18 protein-coding genes, 1 other RNA gene and 1 riboswitch are annotated in these 20,881 nt (G+C 62.1%); of the genes, 12 read left to right on the forward strand and 7 right to left on the reverse strand.

The window, feature by feature from the left end:
- Positions 1–367: 367 nt before the first annotated feature.
- The 4 genes from LDN82_RS14510 (at position 368) to LDN82_RS14525 (ending at position 6,473) form a co-directional block, all read left to right on the forward strand.
- Positions 368–4,186, forward strand: coding sequence for a multifunctional oxoglutarate decarboxylase/oxoglutarate dehydrogenase thiamine pyrophosphate-binding subunit/dihydrolipoyllysine-residue succinyltransferase subunit (locus LDN82_RS14510; RefSeq protein WP_224164712.1), 3,819 nt, complete (start codon positions 368–370; stop codon positions 4,184–4,186).
- A gap of 141 nt (positions 4,187–4,327) precedes the next feature.
- Positions 4,328–4,927, forward strand: coding sequence for a GDSL-type esterase/lipase family protein (locus LDN82_RS14515; protein ID WP_216923989.1), 600 nt, complete (start codon positions 4,328–4,330; stop codon positions 4,925–4,927).
- Positions 4,928–5,010: 83 nt separating this feature from the next.
- Positions 5,011–5,859 carry a DUF4097 family beta strand repeat-containing protein gene (locus LDN82_RS14520; RefSeq protein WP_224164714.1) on the forward strand — a complete coding sequence of 283 codons (849 nt, stop codon included), beginning with the start codon at positions 5,011–5,013 and terminating at the stop codon, positions 5,857–5,859.
- Positions 5,859–6,473, forward strand: a complete 615-nt coding sequence (locus LDN82_RS14525) for a PadR family transcriptional regulator (RefSeq protein ID WP_224164716.1) — start codon at positions 5,859–5,861, stop codon at positions 6,471–6,473. Before LDN82_RS14520 ends, LDN82_RS14525 begins: the two co-directional genes overlap by 1 nt.
- Positions 6,474–6,766: 293 nt before the next feature.
- Here the strand turns inward: LDN82_RS14525 and rsrA are convergent, their stop codons facing one another.
- The gene (gene rsrA / locus LDN82_RS14530) at positions 6,767–7,027 is read right to left on the reverse strand and encodes a mycothiol system anti-sigma-R factor (protein WP_224088022.1); all 261 of its coding nucleotides are present in this window, start codon (positions 7,025–7,027) and stop codon (positions 6,767–6,769) included.
- Complete coding sequence (locus tag LDN82_RS14535; RefSeq protein ID WP_275964554.1) at positions 7,024–7,836, reverse strand: sigma-70 family RNA polymerase sigma factor; 813 nt, start codon at positions 7,834–7,836, stop codon at positions 7,024–7,026. The genes rsrA and LDN82_RS14535 overlap by 4 nt, the downstream gene beginning before the upstream one ends.
- Positions 7,837–8,029: 193 nt before the next feature.
- Between LDN82_RS14535 and LDN82_RS14540 the strand changes: the two genes are divergently transcribed.
- From LDN82_RS14540 to LDN82_RS14570, 7 genes are all read left to right on the forward strand, one after another.
- Entirely contained in the window at positions 8,030–8,545 is a 516-nt protein-coding gene (locus LDN82_RS14540) for a DoxX family membrane protein (RefSeq protein WP_224088024.1), read from the forward strand.
- 6 nt (positions 8,546–8,551) lie between these two features.
- Complete coding sequence (aroA, locus tag LDN82_RS14545) at positions 8,552–9,937, forward strand: 3-phosphoshikimate 1-carboxyvinyltransferase (protein WP_224164718.1); 1,386 nt, start codon at positions 8,552–8,554, stop codon at positions 9,935–9,937.
- Positions 9,938–9,939: 2 nt separating this feature from the next.
- A complete protein-coding gene (gene rsgA, locus LDN82_RS14550) occupies positions 9,940–11,055 on the forward strand; it encodes a ribosome small subunit-dependent GTPase A (protein WP_224088027.1) in 1,116 nt (371 codons plus the stop codon).
- A gap of 54 nt (positions 11,056–11,109) precedes the next feature.
- Entirely contained in the window at positions 11,110–11,922 is an 813-nt protein-coding gene (gene hisN, locus LDN82_RS14555) for a histidinol-phosphatase (RefSeq protein ID WP_224164720.1), read from the forward strand.
- A gap of 181 nt (positions 11,923–12,103) precedes the next feature.
- Positions 12,104–12,217: riboswitch (SAM riboswitch) on the forward strand.
- A gap of 31 nt (positions 12,218–12,248) precedes the next feature.
- Positions 12,249–13,658 (forward strand): aminotransferase class V-fold PLP-dependent enzyme, encoded by a 1,410-nt coding sequence (locus LDN82_RS14560; protein WP_224164722.1) that lies wholly within the window; start codon positions 12,249–12,251, stop codon positions 13,656–13,658.
- 103 nt (positions 13,659–13,761) lie between these two features.
- Positions 13,762–14,583, forward strand: a complete 822-nt coding sequence (locus tag LDN82_RS14565; protein ID WP_224167544.1) for a class I SAM-dependent methyltransferase — start codon at positions 13,762–13,764, stop codon at positions 14,581–14,583.
- 9 nt (positions 14,584–14,592) lie between these two features.
- Positions 14,593–15,306, forward strand: coding sequence for a metal-dependent transcriptional regulator (locus LDN82_RS14570; protein ID WP_224088030.1), 714 nt, complete (start codon positions 14,593–14,595; stop codon positions 15,304–15,306).
- Positions 15,307–15,324: 18 nt separating this feature from the next.
- On the opposite strand, the gene LDN82_RS14575 is transcribed toward LDN82_RS14570, so the two are convergent.
- Entirely contained in the window at positions 15,325–16,779 is a 1,455-nt protein-coding gene (locus LDN82_RS14575; RefSeq protein WP_224164724.1) for an MFS transporter, read from the reverse strand.
- Positions 16,780–16,867: 88 nt separating this feature from the next.
- Between LDN82_RS14575 and LDN82_RS14580 the strand changes: the two genes are divergently transcribed.
- The gene (locus tag LDN82_RS14580) at positions 16,868–17,197 is read left to right on the forward strand and encodes a hypothetical protein (RefSeq protein WP_224164726.1); all 330 of its coding nucleotides are present in this window, start codon (positions 16,868–16,870) and stop codon (positions 17,195–17,197) included.
- A gap of 24 nt (positions 17,198–17,221) precedes the next feature.
- Here LDN82_RS14580 and LDN82_RS14585 read toward each other — a convergent pair whose 3' ends face one another.
- The 4 genes from LDN82_RS14585 to LDN82_RS14600 all read right to left on the reverse strand — a co-directional run bounded on the left by LDN82_RS14585 (position 17,222) and on the right by LDN82_RS14600 (position 20,879).
- Entirely contained in the window at positions 17,222–18,232 is a 1,011-nt protein-coding gene (locus LDN82_RS14585) for a trypsin-like peptidase domain-containing protein (protein WP_224164728.1), read from the reverse strand.
- A 181-nt stretch (positions 18,233–18,413) separates the two neighbouring features.
- Positions 18,414–18,782: a transfer-messenger RNA gene (ssrA, locus tag LDN82_RS14590) on the reverse strand.
- Between the two features lie 130 nt (positions 18,783–18,912).
- A complete protein-coding gene (smpB, locus tag LDN82_RS14595) occupies positions 18,913–19,383 on the reverse strand; it encodes an SsrA-binding protein SmpB (protein ID WP_026540087.1) in 471 nt (156 codons plus the stop codon).
- 83 nt (positions 19,384–19,466) lie between these two features.
- Complete coding sequence (locus LDN82_RS14600; RefSeq protein WP_224167545.1) at positions 19,467–20,879, reverse strand: M23 family metallopeptidase; 1,413 nt, start codon at positions 20,877–20,879, stop codon at positions 19,467–19,469.
- Positions 20,880–20,881: the final 2 nt, after the last annotated feature.

Below are 20,881 nucleotides of genomic sequence, written 5' to 3' on the forward strand. Positions count from 1 at the left end.
GAAGGCCGGCGCGTGATGGGCATGTGAACGGGTGTTGCCGGCTCGAGGGGCGCGCTGTGCGGAGTTGCCTGATCGGCTCCCCCGACAGTTCCCAGGCCGGCACCTAGATTTACTGTCCATAAGGGTTTCAGTCTACAGGGCAGGTCCCGCGGGCCCATGCAGTGCCCACGCGCTTGAAGGAAACTGCAGTGCCTTGGCATTACGTCGGCTTCAACATGATTTAGGTCACCACTATTGGCAGTTAACCAACGATCCTAACTAGACTGACAAAGGTCTGAGTTCGCGGGACCCGGACCCTGGTGCATCGTTGCGGAAAAGCAACCTTGGCCAGCGGGAAATCAAAACTCATGGAAGAGGCGTATTTCAAGTGCCAGAGCAGCCCAGCCACCGTCTACCAGAGGAATTTGGCGGAAACGAGTGGCTCGTTGACGAACTGTACGAGCGGTACCAGCAGGACAAGAATTCGGTCGACGCCAAGTGGTGGCCGCTCTTCGAATCCTTCGATACCGGTGACGGCACTTCTTCCAACGGAACCTCCGCAGCCCCAGCCGCTGCCAATCCCCCCACCCAAGTACTTCCCGTCGTAGCTCAGGCTGAGGCTGCACCGGCACCGGCGCCGGCTGCTCCCGAAGCTGCCCCTGCGACCACCCCTGCCGCGGCTGCTTCCGGTGAAGCGGCGGTTGCGGCTCCGGCGAAGAAAGCCCCGGCTACAGTTGCCAAGGACGGAGCAAAGAAGCCCGTCGGCGGCAACGCCGCACAACCGATTCCTGCCCAGCTGCCCAAGAGCACCAAGGCGCCCACCGCTCCTGAAGAAGACGTCGTTTCCGTCCTCCGCGGACCGGCCAAGGCCATCGCTACCAACATGGTGACCAGCCTTGAAGTGCCTACCGCCACGAGCGTCCGCGCAGTTCCTGCCAAGCTGCTGATCGACAACCGCGTCGTCATCAACTCCAACCTTGCACGTGCCCGCGGCGGCAAGGTGTCCTTCACGCACCTCATTGGCTACGCAGTAGTCCGCGCGCTCTCCCAGTTCCCGTCGATGAACGTCTACTATGACGAAATTGATGGCAAGCCGAGCGCCGTCCAGCCTGCCCACGTCAACTTCGGCATCGCCATTGACATGCCCAAGCCCGATGGCACCCGCCTCCTGATGGTTCCCAACATCAAGAAGGCCGAGACCATGGACTTTGCAGAGTTCTGGCACACCTATGAGGACCTCATCAAGCGAGCCCGCAACGGCAAGCTCACGGCTGACGACCACGCCGGCACCACGGTCTCCCTGACCAACCCGGGCGGCATTGGCACCGTTCACTCAGTGCCGCGTCTGTCCAAGGGACAGGCGGCCATCATCGGCGTCGGTGCCCTTGACTACCCGGCTGAGTTCCAGGGTGCCAGCGAGAAGATCATCGCCCAGAACGCCATCAGCAAGATCCTCACGCTGACCTCCACCTACGACCACCGCGTGATCCAGGGCGCAGGCAGCGGGGAGTTCCTGAAGCTGGTCCACCAGCTACTCCTTGGTGCGCAGAACTTCTACGACGAAATCTTTGAAGCCCTCCGCATCCCCTACGAGCCCGTCCGCTGGAGCCCTGACCTTCAGGTTGACCCCGCAGATGAGATCAACAAGGTTGCACGCATCCAGCAGCTCATCCACTCCTACCGTGTGCGTGGCCACCTCATGGCGGACACGGATCCCCTGGAATACGTACAGCGCAAGCACCCGGACCTTGACGTCCTGACCTACGGCCTTACGCTCTGGGACCTGGACCGCGAATGGCCTACGGGTGGCTTCGGCGGTAAGCCGCAGCTGAAGTTCCGCGACATCCTGGGTGTTCTCCGGGATGCCTACTGCCGCACCACGGGCATCGAATACATGCACATCCAGGAGCCGGCCGAGCGTAAGTGGTTCCAGGACCAGTTGGAGCACCCTTACTCCAAGCCGAGCCGCGAAGAGCAGCTGCGCATCGTTTCCAAGCTGAACGCAGCCGAGGCTTTCGAGACCTTCCTGCAGACCAAGTTCGTCGGGCAGAAGCGCTTCTCCCTCGAAGGCGGCGAGTCGCTTATTCCGCTCCTTGACGCTGTCATCTCGGACGCTGCCGACGACGGCCTGGACGAAGTCGCGATCGGCATGGCCCACCGTGGCCGCCTGAACGTGCTCACCAACATCGCAGGCAAGACCTACGCCCAGGTGTTCCGTGAATTCGAAGGCACGCAGGACCCGCGCTCCGTCCAGGGGTCCGGCGATGTGAAGTACCACCTCGGAACTGAAGGCACCTTTACCTCGGACAACGGCAAGCAGACAAAGGTCTACCTCGCTGCCAACCCGTCCCACCTCGAGGCAGTCGACTCCGTGCTCGAGGGCATCGTCCGCGCCAAGCAGGACCGCCTGGACCAAGGCGAGTCCTTCCCGGTCCTGCCCATCATGGTTCACGGTGACGCTGCATTCGCAGGCCAGGGTGTTGTTGCTGAAACCCTCAACCTTTCCCAGCTGCGCGGTTACCGCACGGGTGGCACCATCCACGTGATCGTGAACAACCAGGTTGGCTTCACCACGGCGCCGTCCTCTTCGCGCTCATCGACGTACTCCACGGATGTTGCCAAGATGATCCAGGCCCCCGTGTTCCACGTGAATGGCGACGACCCCGAAGCCGTGGTGCGCGTTGCACAGCTCGCCTACGAGTTCCGCCAGCGCTTCCACAAGGACGTTGTCATCGACATGGTGTGCTACCGCCGCCGTGGTCACAACGAGGGCGACGACCCCTCAATGACGCAGCCCCTGATGTACAACCTGATCGAGGCCAAGCGATCGGTACGCAAGCTGTACACGGAATCGCTGATCGGCCGTGGCGATATCACCGAGGAAGAAGCCGAGCAACTGCTCCGTGACTACCAGGAACGCCTTGAGCGGGTCTTTGCTGAGACGCATGCGGCGCAGACGTCCCCCATCCCGATCATTACGGCTGACTCTGCTGCTGTCTCGGACATCGAGCGTCCAATTGCCCAGCAGGCGGACTTCGGAACCAACTCGCCGGCTTCCACCGCCATCTCCCCCGAGACCCTTGCCCGCATCGGCAAGGCCCACCTGGAGATCCCGGAGGGCTTCACGGTTCACTCCAAGCTCAAGCAGCTGCTGGAGAAGCGTGAGCAAATGTCCCGGGAAGGTGGCATTGACTGGGGCTTTGGCGAGATCGCGGCCTTCGGCTCGCTGATCATGGAGGGCGTGCCCGTTCGCCTGGCCGGCCAGGACTCACGCCGCGGTACCTTCGTGCAGCGTCACGCAGTCTTCCACGACCGCGCCAATGGCAATGAATGGCTGCCCCTGGGCAACCTCTCGGACAACCAGGCCAAACTGTGGATCTATGACTCGCTGTTGTCCGAATATGCGGCCATGGGCTTTGAATATGGGTACTCGGTGGAGCGTCCCGACGCCCTGGTGCTGTGGGAAGCCCAGTTCGGTGACTTCGTCAACGGCGCCCAGACCATCATTGATGAGTTCATTTCCTCCGCTGAGCAAAAGTGGGGCCAGCGTTCCTCGCTCGTCCTGATGCTGCCGCACGGCTACGAAGGCCAGGGGCCAGACCACTCATCCGCACGCATCGAGCGGTTCCTGCAGCTCTGTGCCGAGGACAACATGATCGTGGCCAACCCCACCACGGCAGCGTCGCACTTCCACCTGCTGCGCCGCCAAGCCTACAGCCGTCCCCGCAAGCCGTTGATTATCTTCACGCCGAAGCAGTTGCTGCGTCTCAAGGGCGCCGCGTCCGCCGTCGAGGACTTCACCACGGGCGGCTTCAGGCCGGTCATCAGTGATCCCGAAGTAGAGGCTGCCAACGTGGACCGGGTCATCCTGGTTTCCGGTCGCTTGTACTATGACCTCCTGTCCAACCGCCAGAAGTCCGGAGACACCTCGACTGCGATTATCCGCGTGGAACAGCTGTACCCGCTGCCGAAGGCAGAGATTGATGCAGAGCTCGCCAAGTACCCGAACGCTGATATCGTCTGGGCCCAGGACGAGCCGGCCAACCAGGGTCCGTGGCCTTTCATGGGCCTGAACCTGGCACCGGAGCTGGACCGCAAGCTCCGCCTCGTGTCGCGTCCGGCATCTGCGTCCACCGCCGCGGGCTCCATGAAGCGCCACGCTGCTGAGCAGGATGCCTTGATCAAGCAGGCGTTCGAACGCAAGTAGCCAGGAAACTGCCCGGCCGGAGGTGCTGTCAATGCACTTCCGGCCGGGCAGTTCTGTTTAATGGGACAGGTACCCGGTTCATCAAGCCGGCCCCGGATCCAAAAGCCGTGCAAGGACCGTAACGAGTGTGAAGAGGTAACCGTGGAAGACAGGAAGCTGCGTATCGCGGCTGTAGGAGATGAATTGCTCGCCGGCCTGGGTGACCCCCGCGCCTTGGGTTGGCTCGGAAGGGTGCTGGCCCGTACGCCCCAGGACACCGTCGTGGTGGAAAGCTTCTCACTCCCCTGCCCCATGGAAGGCACCGAAGGACTAGCGTCACGGTGGCAGGACGAGGCGGGCCGCCGTTTCAGCGACTCGCACGAGAACCGGCTGGTCATAGGACTCTCCGGCCGTGACCTGGAGTTCGGGCTTTCCACGGCGCGCAGCCGGTTGAACCTGGCCAACATTCTTGATGGTGCCTCGCACAGTGGCGTTGAAGTGTTCGTGGTGGGCCCTCCACCCACTCTTGACCCGGCACGCAACAAACGCCTGGCCGATTTGAATACAGCATTTGCCGATGTCACCACCCGCCGCAACCACCACTACGTTGACACTTTCTCTCCCTTGCTGAACCACGAGCAGTGGAGGACGGACCTCGCAGCCAATGGCGGGACACCAGGACAGGCCGGCTACGGATTGATTGCGTGGCTCGTGCTTCACCGCGGCTGGTTCCAGTGGCTTAACATCGCCCAGCCGGAGTAGCACTCCCGTCGGACCATTGCATTCCCTCCATTCGCGATATATCGTGTTTTCATCAACGCGATATATCGCAATTTGGAGGGATCATGTCTGACGAGCTTTGGACCGTGACGGGCCCACAAACCATCGATGTGGACGATGTCCACTCGCTCAAGCTTGGAATAGTCAAGGGAAGGTTCGACGTCGTCAGCCACGACGAACCTTTCGTCCGGATCGAGGTCAGCGAAATCAGCGGCGACCCCCTGACCATCACGCTGGTGAACGGTCGCCTGGAGGTACGCCACCAGCTCCAAGGACCACAAGGTTGGTTCCGAAACCTGATGGGTACCGTCAACAACACCAGCACCAACTCGGTAGTGGTTGGGATCGCGCTTCCGCGCGGAGTGGACGTCGAAGCGGGAACAGTCAACGGCGATGGCATGGTCTCCGGCATCGAGGGACGGATCCGGCTCAACACAGTTTCGGGCTCCGTCATGGCCGACGAAACCAGCGGTGAGTTGCACGTCAACACCGTCAGCGGCGAAGTCATTGCCAGAAACCACGACGGCGTCCTGACCGCCAAGAGCGTTTCAGGTGAAGTCACCGCCTCGGGCAGGTTCAAGAACGTCAGGGCAAGCACAGTGAGCGGTGACCTCAGCTTCGACCTCCACGACTACACCAACGACCTCGGAGCCAATTCGGTGTCAGGGGACCTGACCATCCGGCTGCCGCACGATGTTGGCCTGGACATCGTTGCCAAGTCCGCCAGCGGCACCGTCATCATTGATGACCAGATGTATGCCCAGCCGGGAAGCAAGGTGCAGACCATCGTCGGTCCGGATGAGAGGCTCATGCTGGTGCGGACCAATACTGTCTCCGGCAAGACCTACATCATGCACGGCACAGCGCCGGCATCGGGAAATGACCAGCCGGTGCCTGGGGAGGCGGGTCTCTGATGCCTCCTGTTTTTGCGCATGGCGCCCTGCGCTTATACCTCCTGGCATTGCTTGAGTCAGGACCCAAGCACGGATACGAGCTGATCAAGGCGTTGGGTGACCGGTTCGGCGGCACCTACTCCCCCAGCGCCGGCACGATCTATCCCCGTCTGGGGAAACTGGAGGAGGAAGGCCTGGTAGCTACCGAGACTGAGGGCCGCCGCACCAAGTACTTCGTCACGGAAGCAGGGCTGGCGGAACTGAACCGGCGGCGGCAGGAGCTTGCCGACGTCGAGGATAATATCTCAGCCTCCGTGCGGCGGCTGGCCGACAACCTTCGGGAAGACATCAGATCCAACATGCGTGGGCTGAAGGCAGATCTCGCCGCTACTGCGGAGGCCGCGCGCAGCACTGCGACGACCGCCACCTTCCAAAGCAGGACGGCGGCCTTTTCCCCTGAAGGCCACAGAATACTCAAAGAGGCCGAGCTCCTGGTCCAATCATTCCGCGATGACATCCGCGTGGAGTTGCGTCAACACAGCGCCTCCCACCCACTCAATCCCGTAACCCTCGAGACAGTGCGTGCAGTGCTGGACCAAGCACGCATCTCAATCAGGAATTCGCTGCGGAGCTGACAATGCTCCACCCGGTTCGCGAGCGAACGTCCGGATGTGCGAAACTGGAGGGCAGCTCTATTGAGTATCAATCATTGAAGGAGGCCAGCTATGAGCAAGCGTGCACGTAAGCGTCGTGACCGTAAGCGCGGCGGCGCGAACCACGGCAAGCGTCCCAACACCTAAGCCATCGGCTTAGCGTCAAGGCTTAACAGCGAGGGCCCCGGAAACCATACGGTTTCCGGGGCCCTTGGCGTTTGCGGGGCCTTGACCCGGCCCATTCTTGTCAGCGGCGACGGATCAGCGGCGTTGGATCAGGCCTCCACCGGCTTGATGGAGTGGATCCGGTCAAGTATTGAGTTCTTGAGGTTCTCTGGCGCGGATTCCGTGCACGAACGCTTAACCATGGTGCGGATAAGGCACTCAAGGTCATACTGCTCAGCGCATTCCTCGCAGGTGTCCAAGTGCTGCTTGATGTCTGTGAGGTCCTCGCGGGTCAATGCGCCGTCGAGGTACTCGTAGATCCTCTGCATCCGTGTGTCGTCGCAATCGCCCAATCCCTGGCAGTCGCTCATTGCTCTTTCTCCTGATTGTTGCTCCCGGCCGCGGCCTGGTCTTCGGTGTGGGCCTTGAAGCCCCGTTCTGCGGCGTAATCCGCCAGCATGTCCCGCAGCATCTTCCGGCCGCGGTGCAACCGCGACATGACTGTGCCGATCGGGGTGTTCATGATCTCGGAAATCTGCTTGTAGGCATATCCTTCGACGTCGGCGAAGTACACAGCCAACCGGAATTCCTCCGGGATGGCCTGCAACGCGCTCTTGACATCGGAATCCGGCAGGTGGTCCAAGGCTTCAGCCTCTGCCGAACGCAGCCCGGAAGAGGTGTGCGACTCGGCCTTTGCCAGCTGCCAATCCTCAATCGTGTCCGAGTTGGACTGCAGCGGTTCACGCTGCCGCTTCCGATAGAGGTTGATGTAGGTATTCGTCAGGATCCGGTACAGCCAGGCCTTGAGGTTGGTCCCCGGCTTGTACTGGTGAAAAGCGGAAAACGCCTTGGTGTAAGCCTCTTGGACGAGGTCCTCGGCATCGGAGGGATTCCTTGCCATCCTCATCGCCGCTGAATACAGCTGGTCCACGTACTGCATGGCGTCGCGCTCGAATCGCTCCCGCCGCTGTTCGGGAGTTTCCGTCGCGACATCGACGTCGGCCCGTGCCGATGCGTCTCCTGCGCCGTCCTCCGGGGACGGATCGGCTGCTTCGTACATGGCCGCTGCGGCCGGTTCAATGGTGCTCATCGTTGCCAAGTCTACTGTCAGCTTCCGGGAATCCCGCTGTGCAGGATAGCCAGCCTCCAGCAGACCCACGCGGTCCTTAACCAAGGTCAAAAAACCAACTCCGTTCAGCGAAGCGGCAACACCATGCCGCGGCCCGGCCTTCACCGTGCTTGTTGTTCACAACGGCAGCAGCTGGGTAAATATTCCGCAAAGATGCAAGACTAGAGCAGACTGCACCCCTTGAACACAGCACTTAGTGAATAACGTCATGAACCATCGTGACAAGCCATCCAGGAGGCAAGACATGTCTGTTATCCGTTTTCTCGCCCGGCCGATGCTCGCGTCCAGCTTCGTCATCGCAGGTCTGGACAAGCTCAAGAACGCGGACGACACTGCCAGGCAACTGTCACCGGTCCTGCGCCGCGCCGCGGAGTCATTGCCCTTCCCAACCGACGAGAAGGTCCTGGCCCGGGTCATCGGTGGCGCGCAGCTGGGGGCCGGCGCACTGCTTGGACTTGGCAAATTCTCCCGCTTCGCGGCAACCGTTCTGGCGTTGACGTCCGCGCTGAACTCCTATGTGGAGTGGCGCTCAGCCGACATCAGCACCAAGGACGGCCGCAGCGCACGACGGGCCCAACTCCTGAAGAACATTTCCCTGACGGGCGGGGTTTTGCTGGCCTCTGTCGATACTGAAGGCCGCCCCAGCCTTGCATGGCGGGCCGAGCACCTGGCTGCCGACGCCAGGAAGGTCACGGGCAAGCAGCTCAAGCGGGCAGACAAAGCAGTACGCAAGGCCGTAGACAACGCAGTTGGAGCATAAGGAAGCATGACAGGTACCACCGCAGCAAACACGGGTTCAAACTCCGTCGACACCCTGCCCCTCTGGGCAGCTCCCTACGCCACCAGGCCAGTGGATGCCACAGTCACGGTGCCGGGCTCAAAATCGCTCACAAACCGTTTCCTGGTCCTCGCAGCATTGGCCGACGGCCCTTCCCGCCTGCGGGCCCCCCTTCACTCCCGCGATTCCGTCCTTATGATTCAGGCGCTCAGGCAACTGGGTGCCACCGTCACCGAGGTACCCGGCGACGGTGATTATGGACCGGACCTTGAGATCACGCCCATGGATCCTTCGGCTTCGGGTGCGGAGACTGCCATCGATTGCGGCCTTGCCGGTACGGTTATGCGCTTCGTTCCACCTTTAGCTGCGCTACGCAATGGTCCAACCACGTTCGACGGCGATCCCCATGCCCGTAAGCGGCCCATGGGAACCATCATCGAAGCGCTGCTCGCCCTCGGAGTTCCTGTCGCCACCGAAGGCGGAAGGACGCCGTCGGCCCTTCCCTTCTCTGTGGATGGCACTGGCGAGGTTCGGGGCGGCCACCTGGTGATCGATGCCAGCGCATCGTCCCAGTTCGTTTCGGCCTTGCTGCTTGTAGGCGCCAGATTCACCGAAGGCCTGCACCTGGAACACGTCGGCAAGCCTGTCCCCAGCCTGGACCACATCAATATGACCGTTTCCGTCCTTCGCGGAGTGGGCGTCAAGGTGGACGATTCGGTACCCAACCACTGGCGGGTCGCGCCTGGCCCCATCCACGCCTTCGACCAGCGGATCGAACAGGACCTTTCCAACGCCGGCCCGTTCCTTGCCGCAGCCCTGGCAACCCGCGGAACCGTCCGGATCCCCAACTGGCCCACCCAGACCACCCAGGTGGGTGATCTTTGGCGGTCCATCCTGGTTGAGATGGGTGCCACGGTGACACTCGAAAACGGCACTCTCACGGTTAAGGGCGGCCCGGAAATCAAAGGCGCCGACTTCGACGAAACCAGTGAGCTCGCGCCCACGGTCGCTGCGCTGTGCGCACTGGCCACAGGCCCTTCACGGCTGACCGGCATCGCGCACCTCCGTGGCCATGAAACCGATCGGCTCGCCGCGCTGGCCGCTGAAATCAATCGGCTCGGCGGAGACGCAGAAGAAACAGCTGACGGCCTGATCATCCGCCCGGCCACGCTGCACCCCGGCGTCGTACACAGCTACGCCGACCACCGCATGGCTACGGCCGGCGCTATTTTGGGGCTCGCCGTTGAGGGCGTCCAGGTGGAAGATATTGCTACCACCTCCAAGACGATGCCCGAATTTCCGCAGATGTGGGAGGCCATGCTGCAGCAGGGCACGGGCAAGGACGAAACCGTCACCAGTGAGGCCAGCAACTGACCATGGGCCGCGACGCACGCTCCTGGGACGAATCCGACGTCCGGATCCGTCCGAACAAAAAAGGCTCAAGGCCCCGCACCAAAGACCGCCCCAGTCATGACGACGCGGTCATTGGCCGGATCATCACGGTGGACCGCGGGCGCTACACCGCCATCGTTGGAGAAGACTCCTCCGATGAACGCATTATCATCGCTGCACGCGCGCGTGAACTGCGACGAAACCCCGTCGTCCCCGGCGATTTCGTCGCCTTGGTGGGCGATGTATCGGGAGAGCCGGATACCCTCGCGCGGCTGGTCCGCATAGAGGAGCGCAAGACGCTGCTGCGGCGCAGCGCTGATGATACCGACCCCATCGAAAGAGTGGTGGTGGCCAACGCAGACCAACTTGTGGTGGTGGTCGCCGCGGCCAATCCGGAGCCCCGGACGGGCTTTATTGACCGTGCTTTGGTTGCAGCCTACGACGCCGGGATCGAGCCGCTGCTGCTTGTCACCAAAGCAGATGTCAAGGATCCTGCGGAGCTGTTATCGAACTATCTCAGCCTGGACTTCCCGATCATCATCAGCCGTACGGCAGATGATGAAGCGTCCGGTATTGACGCCCGCTCCGACGACGGACTGTCCGCGAGGCTGGACAGCCGCGCCGTTGCCGAATTGCGGGCCCACCTTGATGGAAAAGTCACTGTCATGCTGGGCCATTCGGGCGTCGGCAAGTCCACCATGGTCAATGCCCTGACTGGAGCCGAACGGGCTACCGGTGGTGTCAACGCCGTCACCGGGCGGGGCCGGCACACGTCGTCTTCGGCGTTGGCCCTGAAGCTGGCAGACGCCCCACCGGGTAGCTGGATCATCGATACCCCCGGTATCCGCTCCTTCGGACTGGCGCACGTGGACCCCGACCGCATCCTGCATTCCTTCCCCGACCTGGAACCGGGCACAGAAGCTTGTGAACGCGGTTGCAAGCACGATGCCGGCGCCATCAATTGCGGACTTGATGCCTGGGTGAACGAGGGACACGCGGGTCCTTCCGGAGTGGCCCGTTTGTCTTCGCTCCGGCGGCTGCTGGGCGCGGACCCGCGTTTGGAAGCGAAAGAGACCAAGGAATTGGGTACGGTCAACTAAGTGTCGGCGCAAGGCGATCCAACCGCAGGGAACGTTTCACGATAGTTTGGTGGCATGACCCAACCCGTTTCCAGCTACAACGACGACCTGCGACTGGCCCACGTGCTGGCGGATTCCGTGGACGCCCAAACCATGGACCGCTTCAAGGCCTTGGATCTGCAGGTCGAGACCAAGCCTGACCTCACGCCCGTGACGGATGCCGACAAGGCTGCGGAAGAAGCCATCCGCGGCCAATTGTCGCGCTCGCGCCCCCGTGACGCCGTCCTCGGCGAGGAGTTCGGCAGCAGCGGCCACGGCTCCCGGCGTTGGATCATCGACCCCATCGACGGCACCAAGAACTTTGTTCGGGGCGTTCCCGTGTGGGCTACCCTGATCGCGCTCGTTGACGAAGGCGAGCCCGTCGTTGGAGTTGTCAGCGCCCCCGCGCTGGGCAAGCGTTGGTGGGCAGCAAAGGACATGGGCGCCTACATGGGCCGCTCCCTGGCATCAGCCACCCGGCTCAGGGTGTCCAACGTTTCGCGGTTGGCCGATGCTTCAATGTCATATTCCAGCCTCTCCGGTTGGAAGCAACGCGGCAATCTGGACGAGTTCCTGGGGTTGACGGAAGACATCTGGCGCACCCGCGCCTATGGCGACTTTTGGTCCTATTGCCTGGTAGCCGAGGGGGCTGTTGACATCGCCTGCGAGCCAGAGCTGAATCTTTACGACATGGCAGCACTGGTTCCCATCGTGACGGAAGCCGGCGGCCGCTTCACCTCATTGGAAGGCGAGGACGGCCCCTTCGGCGGCAACGCCCTGGCCACCAACTCCATCCTCCATTCGGAGGTCCTCAAGCGGCTAAACCCCGCATTGGATGACCTCCTCTGACCCGGCGGACCAACAGGCCAACCGGCTGAGTATAGAATTTTCGACGGCGGAAGCCTCCTTTTCGGGGCATCCGCCGTCTTTTCTTCGCCCAAAACCCGGTTTCCGGACCCTTCGTAACATTCTGCTTAACAAAGCGAAGCGACTTTGGAGCAGGCCAGATGCGTGGCCTAACCTCTTTACAGGTCACGAGTGCCAGCGCTAAACCCCGGTTTGCTGGCCGGCAACCCTCCATTCGCGGTGGGGTGCCCCGGGTGACGACCTGGCCGGTCCGGAACGGATACGGCAAGCGCGGATCCCCATAGGGGGTCCCTCTTGAGTGAGGTCCCATGAGCACTGCTACGTTCAACTCCACCGTTCTGCCGTCCCTTGCGGTCGAAGAAGCAGCGCACGAAGCCGCTGCGGGCAGGCCCCTGGCCGCCGTCACAGGCGCGGAGCTGCAAGCTCCCCTGATCCAGGGTGGCCACGTCCGCTACGCCAACCTCGACTACGGAGCATCCGCTCCCGCGTTGACCATCGTTTCTGCATATCTCAACGAGATCCTCCCCTACTACGCCAGTGTCCACCGCGGCGCGGGCTACGCTTCCCAGATCAGCACCTCGGTCTACGAGAACTCCCGCGATATCGTCCGCGAATTCGTCGGCGGCCGTCCGGATGATTCCGTCATCTTCACCCGGAACACCACGGACTCGCTGAACCTGCTGGCGGGCTGCCTCCCGCAACTGGACGGAAAGCCAACCGGCGAGGTCCTTTACCTGGACATCGAACACCATGCCAATCTCCTTCCCTGGCAGGGCGTCCCTCATCGCAGTGTCGTAGCTGCTTCGACACTGACCGCTACGCTGGCCAGGCTCCGCGAGGAACTCAGCCAAGGCGGCGTATCTCTGCTGGCGGTCACCGGTGCCTCGAACGTGACCGGTGAAATCCTGCCGATCGCCGAACTCGCATCACTTGCACACGAATACGGTGCCAGGATTGTGGTGGACGCCGCGCAGCTTGCCCCCCACCGCCGCATCAACATCGCCGCCGCAGACGTCGACTACATCGTGTTCTCCGGCCATAAGCTCTACGCTCCGTTCGGCGCCGGCGTCGTTGTGGGCCGTCCCGACTGGCTCGACGCCGGTACTCCCCACCTTGCTGGCGGAGGCGCTGTTCGTGAGGCGCGCCTGGACTCGGTCAGCTGGGCCTCAGGTCCCGCCCGCCACGAGGGCGGCTCCCCCAATGTCCTGGGTGCGGCAACGTTGGCCCGCGCGACGCAGGTGCTCGCCGGCTTGGATCAGGATGCCTGGCATGCCCATGAAGCTGGAATCCGCTCCTACCTCGTACAGGGACTTGAAGCAATCGACGGCGTGACGGTCCACCGGATCTTCAGCGACTCCGAGGACACCATCGGCGTGGTCAATTTCTCGGTGGAAGGATTCGACGCCGGACTGGTCGCCGCCTACCTCGCCGCCGAACACGGTGTAGGACTTCGTGACGGCCGCTTCTGCGCCCATCCCCTCCTCAAGCGGCTGGGCCTCCCATCCGGCTCACTGCGAGCCAGCTTCGGCGTGGGCTCCCGCCTGGAGGATGCCACGCGGCTGCTGGCTGGTATCGAGGAACTCAAGCGCACGGGTCTCGGCTGGGACTATGTAGTGGACGAAGGCCGCTGGGTGCCGGCAAACGACCACCGCAGCTACCCGGAATGGGCGCCAAACACGCCGGGCACCGCAGGGGCTGCACCCTGCACTATTGACTGACACAGCACTATTGACTGAAACAGCACGGTTGCTGATGTACACGTACTGTGCGGTAAATTCGTAGGGTAACCGGCGTTCGCGGTAAAGGAGTCTGTGCGTGGCCGTGCCTTCCCGTAGCGTTTCCGGCGGAAGTGTTTCCGGCAGCGCTGCCAGGCCAGGTGGTCCCAAGCTGCATGCCACGCGCCGCCACGAACTGGGCCAGAGCTTCCAGGACGGCGGCGAACACTACGATCGCGTTCGGCCCGGCTACCCCGCAGACTCAGTGGTTTGGCTTCTTCCTCCTGGAGCGAAGTCCGCCGCGGATATTGGTGCAGGCACAGGAAAATTCACGGCACTGCTCGTGGAACGCGGCCTGCAGGTGGCCGCCGTCGATCCTTCCACAGACATGCTGGAGCAACTTCGAAAGTCCTATCCCGGCGTTCAGGCGTTGGAGGGTACGGCCGAGGCAACAGGGCTGGCGGACTCAGCATTCGACGTCGTCAGCGTTGCCCAGGCCTGGCACTGGTGTGACCCGCTCAAGGCCAGCACGGAGATCGCCCGCATCCTTCGCCCCCACGGAGTTCTTGGCCTGGTATGGAACCAACTGGACACCTCTGTGCCCTGGGTCCATCGGCTATCACGCATCATGCACGCCGGAGATGTGCACAAGCCCGGCTTCCGGCCAGTTATCGGACCGGAATTCACGGACTTGGAGAGCCATCTCACCAACTGGGAGGACGCCGTGTCTCCGGAGGACATCATGGAGCTCACGAAATCGCGCAGCTACTACCTCCGCGCCAATGAAGCCACCCGCGCAAAGGTCATGGGCAACCTGGCGTGGTACCTCTACGATCATCTCGGCCATGCCCCTGGCCAACGACTGGGATTGCCGTACGTGACGACTACCTGGCGGGCCCGCAAGATCCACGGCGCCCCGCCACTGTAGGCTTGGTGTGTGAAGACCAGTACGCCCTCCTCCTCGATCGAGGACTACGTCAAGGTCATCTACTCATATACGGAGTGGCAGGACAAACCAATTACGTCCTCGCAGCTTGCCCTGCGGCTTGGCGTTGCCAATTCCTCGGTGTCTGAAATGGTCCGCAAGCTCAAGGACCAGGGCTTGGTGGACCACCAACCCTACAGCGCCATCAGGCTGACTCCGGAGGGCATGCGGCTGGCGCTGTCCATGGTCCGGCGCCACCGCCTCATTGAGACATACCTCGTGGACGAACTCGGTTACAGCTGGGATGAAGTCCACGATGAAGCTGAGATGTTGGAACACGCGGTGTCCGATACGTTCATCGAGCGCATGGCCGCCAAGCTTGGCCACCCCCTGCGGGATCCTCACGGTGACCCCATTCCCTCGGCTGACGGATCCGTGGAGCTCCCTCACGCGTACCGCATGATCGAGTTGGACGAAGGCCACTCAGGCCGCATCACGCGGATCAGCGACGAAAATCCTGATCTTCTTCGGTATCTCGCGTCGGAAGAGATTACCTTGGACGCTCCTGTTGAGGTGGTGGGACGCAAACCATTCGGCGGAGCCTTGGTGGTTCGGATCGGCAGCGGAGCCCAACGGCGCGAATTTGATCTCGCGGATGAAGTTACAGCGGCACTTTGGGTCCAAAGCGCCGAAGTCCACGAAGGCTGCGTGCTTCCCGCGCGCTGACCCGATGCGCCGCCTGGGCTAGCTACGCTGGCTGGCCGAGCCGCCGTCGTCGGACGCAGTATCCGTGGCGCTGTCAACGGTAGCTGCCGCTTCGGGCTGTGGGTTGCGGATCCCGACGGCGGACGCCACCGCCCCGATGACGAACAATGCCGCCGTGACAATCAAGGCATTGTACAAACCTTGCCGTGTGAACACCGGACCAACGATCAGGCCGGCAAAGGCAATGCAGATGAGGCCTGCAATACGGGCCACGGCGTTGTTGACGGCCGAACCAATCCCGGCCTCTTCCTGGGGCACCGCTCCCAGAATCGCTGCGGTGAGTGGCGCGACGAGGGTGGTGAGTCCCACGCCAAAGACGATCTGCCCCGGAAGCACCTGGGTCCAGTAGTTCAGTGGCTCCTGGACGGAGAGGGACATCAGAAAGCCCACAGCGCATAGCAGCGGCCCCACGGTCATGAACCATCGCGGACCATATTTTCCTGCCAGCCCACCGAAGTAGGACGCCGTCAGCATCAGGATGACGGTCGCCGGGAGCAAAGCAATTCCCGCGATGGTAGCCCCCATCCCTCCAACCTGCTGGAGATAGATGCCCAGGACGAAGAATCCCAGCGATATCCCACCGTAAATCGCGAGCGTGGCAAGGTTGCCCCACCCAAAGTTCCTTATGGCAAAGAGCCTCAACGGCAACATCGGCTCCCTGGTCCTCGCCTCGTGGACCAGGAACAACACCATCGCCGCCACACCGGCCAGGAGCGGCAGCCACACCTGGACGCTCATCCATCCCATCCGGCCCTGTTCTATGAAGGCGTAGACGGGACCACCTAGTCCGATCATGGCCAGGACAGCGCCGAGGTAGTCGATTCCCTTGCTCTTGTCCCTGGCCACGTCCGACGCCCGAAGCCCCGCGAGCAGAGGCCAAATCGCGACGGCGGGAATGACGTTGATGAAGAAGATCACACGCCATGACAACATGTCCACCGAGACGCCGCCAATGAGCGGACCGACGATTGCGGCAGCACTCGTCCAGCCCGACCATTGGCCAATCGCTTTGGACTGGGAAGGTCCTGAGAAGGACGTAATGATCATGGCCAACGAACTGGGCACGAGGAGCGCGCCGGCAATCCCTTGAAGTGCGCGGGACACCACCAGGACTTCCCCGTTCCAGGCCAGGCCGCACATCACCGACGTCAGGGCAAAGCCCGCCAGCCCCCATTCGAGGATCCGTGCCCGGCCAAAGTGGTCCGATAGTGAACCAGCCACGAGGATGAGCGCCCCGAGGGTCAATAGATAGGCATCCACCACCCATTGCTGGATGACCAAGCCACCGCCAAGTTCACGTCCAATGGCCGGGAGGGCCAAGTTGACCACGAAACCATCCAGGATGGCGATAAAAGAAGCCACAATTGCCACAATGAGCACCCGTTTTTGAAGCGGCGTTCTCGGCAGCAAAGCCACAGCATCCGTCATGTGCACAGCCTACGCGGCATTCCTCCAGGACGAAGTCCCGTATCGTTAAACAGTGATTAGTAGACGTGACGCAGCATTGGCCCTAGATATCTCCATGGAAATGGCCCAGCGCCACGGCATCCCTTCACGGCTCTCAGAAGCGGAACTACGGAGTCTCCAGGACAATCCTCCGGCCTGGCTGATCCAGTCACGTGCCAACCGCACGGGCAAACGGCCTGTTTGGGTCCACCTGACCTGCGCAGTGTGTGGGTATTCAGAAGCGGTACGGCCCAAGAAGTGGTGGCCCGATTTCTCGTTCGTCTTTTGCGGGCACCATAAGAACAGTGAACTGCCGGAACTGTTCCTCGATGACGTACGCAGCGAATATGAAGGCGTAGGGAGCCGCTTCGTTGGCGTGGTGGACGTCCGCGAGGACCAGGCCTAGCATCGCCTCATTGTTGCTGGCTCGTCATTGCTGGCTCATCTCCGAGGGAACGGCTATCAGCTGTACCGTTTTGCCGTCCCGCAGCACGGTTAAGGGGAACGGTTCGCCTATGGCCTCGGCAAACAGCAACTTCTGCAGACTCTCTGCACTGGAGACAGCCCTGCCCTGGGCCCGAAGCACCAGGTCCCCTGGCTGGAGCCCCGCTAACTCCGCAGGCGAGGCCGCGATGACCTCCACCACACGGAGGCCCTCTTTCTGACCAGTCCGCACCACCGCACTGGCATCAAGCGGGATAGGCGTACTCACCAAACCCAGGTAGGCCCGGCGCACCCTCCCATCCTTGAGCAGGGAGGCGATAATCCGTTGGGTCGTCCTATTAATAGGTACGGCGAGTCCAAGGCCCAGTCCAGCAATGGCCGTGTTGATGCCCACGATGCGGCCCCGGGTGTCGGCCAGGGCGCCGCCCGAGTTGCCCGGGTTAAGGGCCGCGTCAGTCTGGATGACATCCTCGATCACCCGCCGGTGCTCACCTGCACGGACGGGGATGGATCGTCCCAGCCCGCTGACCACGCCGGCAGTCACTGATCCGGCAAGACCCAGCGGATTGCCCACCGCGATCACCAGCTGGCCAACCCTCAACGAATCGGCGTTACCCAAAATGGCAGGTGGCGGAGTGGGTTTGAGACCACGTACTACCGCCAGGTCAGACAACGGATCCGCCCCCACGAGCTCCACATCGGTCTGCTTGCCGTTCGCAAACACCGCTCTTCCGGACTGGATGCCGGCCACGACATGGGCATTGGTGAGCATGTACCCGTCACCGGTAAAGACCACGGCCGATCCGCTGCCCACACGCAGCTGCCCGTTCCGCCGCGCACTCGTCATCTCGATAGCGGCGACATGCGGCGTGACAGACTCCGCAACCCGGATGACGATCTGCGAGTACGCGTCCAAGGCCGCGTCGTCATCCTGCTCCGTAGTCGCTTCTGAATCCCGGCCGTCATCCGGAATTTCAAACTCTGGCTCAGTACTCATCACATGCCTCCTGCTACCGCGGTGCCTACCCTGTACAACGGCCAGGACAGGCCGGCTAGTCCTCGTTCCCCTACGCCGTGGGTGAACGGCCAGGGCATCTTGTTCGGAGGGCATCTTGTCCGGAGGGCATCTTGTCCGGACAGCGAAAAAGCCCCCGGATCACTAGGATCCGAGGGCTTTCCGGTGGAGATGGGGGGAATTGAACCCCCGTCCGATGTCGTTTTGTCAGGGCTTCTCCGGGCGCAGTTTGCGTCGGATTTTCTCGGCCCCAGCCATCCTGCAAACAGGTGGCTGATCCGGGCCCAGTCATCTAAAAGTCCCGTTTACCTCAATGACGAAGGCAAACAGCAGTGGCTATCTAAATGACGCCAGGAACCGGGGCGATAGCAACCCCGGGCTGACGGACTGTCTTACTGCTTAGGCAGCGAGAGCGAAGTCAGTGCGCTTAGATTCGGCACTTATTGGTTTGCAGACAGCGTTTACGAGATAATTCTGCATCCTCGGCCCGCTTCACCTGTCGCGACTAACATCGTCGAAACCGATCATCCCCGTATTTTGTTACCAAACCGGCAAGTCATTCATCAGGCGATCAAATCCCTACCGGACTATCCATCATAACGCACGCACGCGGAAGATCATTCCCGCGACTCCATCCCAGAGCGGGGCAGCGACATCCGAACCTAGCGGCGGTTGCGCTCCCGCAGTTCGCGCAACGATTCACGCTTATCCTGCTGCTCACGAAGCGTTTGGCGCTTGTCGTAGTCCTTTTTACCTCGTGCTATGGCTATTTCAACCTTTGCCCGGCCGTCCAGGAAGTAAAGCTGCAACGGCACCACGGTGAAGCCGGATTCGCGGATCTTCTGGGAGATCTTGTCCAGTTCTTCACGGTGAAGCAAAAGCTTACGACGGCGGCGCGCGGCATGGTTGGTCCAACTCCCCTGGTGATACTCGGGAATGTGGATGCCCTCCATCCACAGTTCGTCATTGTAGAAGGTACAAAAGCCGTCCACCATGGAGGCGTGGCCTTCACGGAGGGATTTCACTTCGGTACCCATCAGCGCAATGCCGGCCTCATAGGTATCCAGGACATGGTAGTTATGCCGGGCCTTCCGATTGGTGGCCACTACCTTACGGCCACTTTCCTTGGGCACGGTAGAACTCCTTGTTAGATGCGGATTTCAACTAGTGTACGCCAGAGCCCGCAGGCCCTGGCTCCTGATGCAGGGACCGGCTGCTAGAGCAGGGTCATCGGATCCACTGCGGCGCCGTTCAACCAGGTTTCGAAGTGTGCGTGGCACCCCGTCGAGTTACCTGTACTGCCCGAGTACGCAATGAGTTGTCCCTGCGATACTTGCTGCCCATTGGCCACCACAATGCTGCTGTTGTGGTAGTAAATGGTCGTCAGGGAGTTGCCCTGCACCACACCGTGGGACAGCTTCACGCGCCATCCACCGCCGTCCGCCGAGTTCCAACCAGAGTTGAAGACAGTACCGGCAGCTGCAGCATAAACAGGAGTACCGCAGGGTGCGCCGAAGTCGATGCCGGTGTGCATGTAACCACCCGTGCCGTAGAAATCGATGGTTCCGGGCGGAGTTGCCCGCCAGCCGAATCCTGAGGTGATGGGTACGTAGCTGGCGAAGGGGTGCCGCAAGCCAAAGGCGGAAGGCGAACCCACCGGCGGAACATACGGTTGCTCGGGGGGTGCCGGCCTTCCTTGCGCTGCTGCTGCGGCGGCCGCAGCAGCAGCAGCCTCCGCGGCGAGCCGACGCTGCTCGGCCTCCCACGCCTCCCGAAGCTTACGGTCCCTCTCGACGATTTCGGCTGCAACAGAATCCTGTTCGGCCTTCACCCGGGCAAGATCGGCTTCAATGCCAGGCTTGGCGGCCTGTAGTTGCCCATTCAGGCGGGTGGTGTCCTCGATAAGCTTGTCGACTTCGGCTTTCTTGCTGGCAGCCTCGTCGCGCGCAGCCTTCTCCCGCTCAAGCGCGGCGTCGGCTTTGGCCTTCAGGTCCTGGATCTCAGCCTCGACGGCGGCCAGCCGGGCCTGGGAGTTTACGTTGGTGGCATTCTGTTGCGTCAGCTTGGTCATTGCTGCGTTCTGGCTGCGCATTGCCTGATCAGCGAGGTCCATGGAGTCTGTCAGGCTGCCGGACTCGTTCGATCCGAAGAGCAGGGCGATGTTGGTGGGCACGCCACCGGATTTATAAGCCTGTGAGGCGATTTGGCCGATTAGTTTCCTGGTATCGGTGATCTTCTGCTTGTCGCTCTCAAGCTGCTCAGTGATTTTGGCCTTGTTCTGCTGGGCGAGCTCCACCCGGGCCGCCAATGCCTCGACCTCCTTGACAGCACTGGCCACGCGGCCCTGCGCTTCGAGAAGTGCCTGCTGGGCGCCCGGGAGTCGACCTTGGTAGATGACCAGATCGCCCGCGGCCTTGGCGATCTTCGAGTCCACAAACTCCAAGGACGCCTGGACGCGCGCCGATTCGGCCTCGAGCGCAGCTTGCTGGTCGTCCAGGCTGTCCGCATGGGCCGTAGGTACACCAGACAGGAGGCTGACCGCGAGGCCCAGGGCGAGGACGCCACCAAGAATCCTGGCTTGGCCGGACGCAAGGCGCCGACGCAGCGAGTTCTGGTCCAACGTGGTCATCA

It is taken from the genome of Arthrobacter sp. StoSoilA2, from assembly GCF_019977195.1.
Classification (GTDB): domain Bacteria; phylum Actinomycetota; class Actinomycetes; order Actinomycetales; family Micrococcaceae; genus Arthrobacter.

Coding starts and splice junctions, on each gene's coding strand:
- LDN82_RS14520 (WP_224164714.1), top strand. CDS start 5,011: ATGTCTGACGAGCTTTGGACCGTGACGGGCCCACAAACCATCGATGTG.
- LDN82_RS14525 (WP_224164716.1), top strand. CDS start 5,859: ATGCCTCCTGTTTTTGCGCATGGCGCCCTGCGCTTATACCTCCTGGCA.
- rsrA (WP_224088022.1), bottom strand. CDS start 7,027: ATGAGCGACTGCCAGGGATTGGGCGATTGCGACGACACACGGATGCAG.
- LDN82_RS14540 (WP_224088024.1), top strand. CDS start 8,030: ATGTCTGTTATCCGTTTTCTCGCCCGGCCGATGCTCGCGTCCAGCTTC.
- aroA (WP_224164718.1), top strand. CDS start 8,552: ATGACAGGTACCACCGCAGCAAACACGGGTTCAAACTCCGTCGACACC.
- rsgA (WP_224088027.1), top strand. CDS start 9,940: ATGGGCCGCGACGCACGCTCCTGGGACGAATCCGACGTCCGGATCCGT.
- hisN (WP_224164720.1), top strand. CDS start 11,110: ATGACCCAACCCGTTTCCAGCTACAACGACGACCTGCGACTGGCCCAC.
- LDN82_RS14560 (WP_224164722.1), top strand. CDS start 12,249: ATGAGCACTGCTACGTTCAACTCCACCGTTCTGCCGTCCCTTGCGGTC.
- LDN82_RS14580 (WP_224164726.1), top strand. CDS start 16,868: ATGGAAATGGCCCAGCGCCACGGCATCCCTTCACGGCTCTCAGAAGCG.
- LDN82_RS14585 (WP_224164728.1), bottom strand. CDS start 18,232: ATGAGTACTGAGCCAGAGTTTGAAATTCCGGATGACGGCCGGGATTCA.
- LDN82_RS14600 (WP_224167545.1), bottom strand. CDS start 20,879: ATGACCACGTTGGACCAGAACTCGCTGCGTCGGCGCCTTGCGTCCGGC.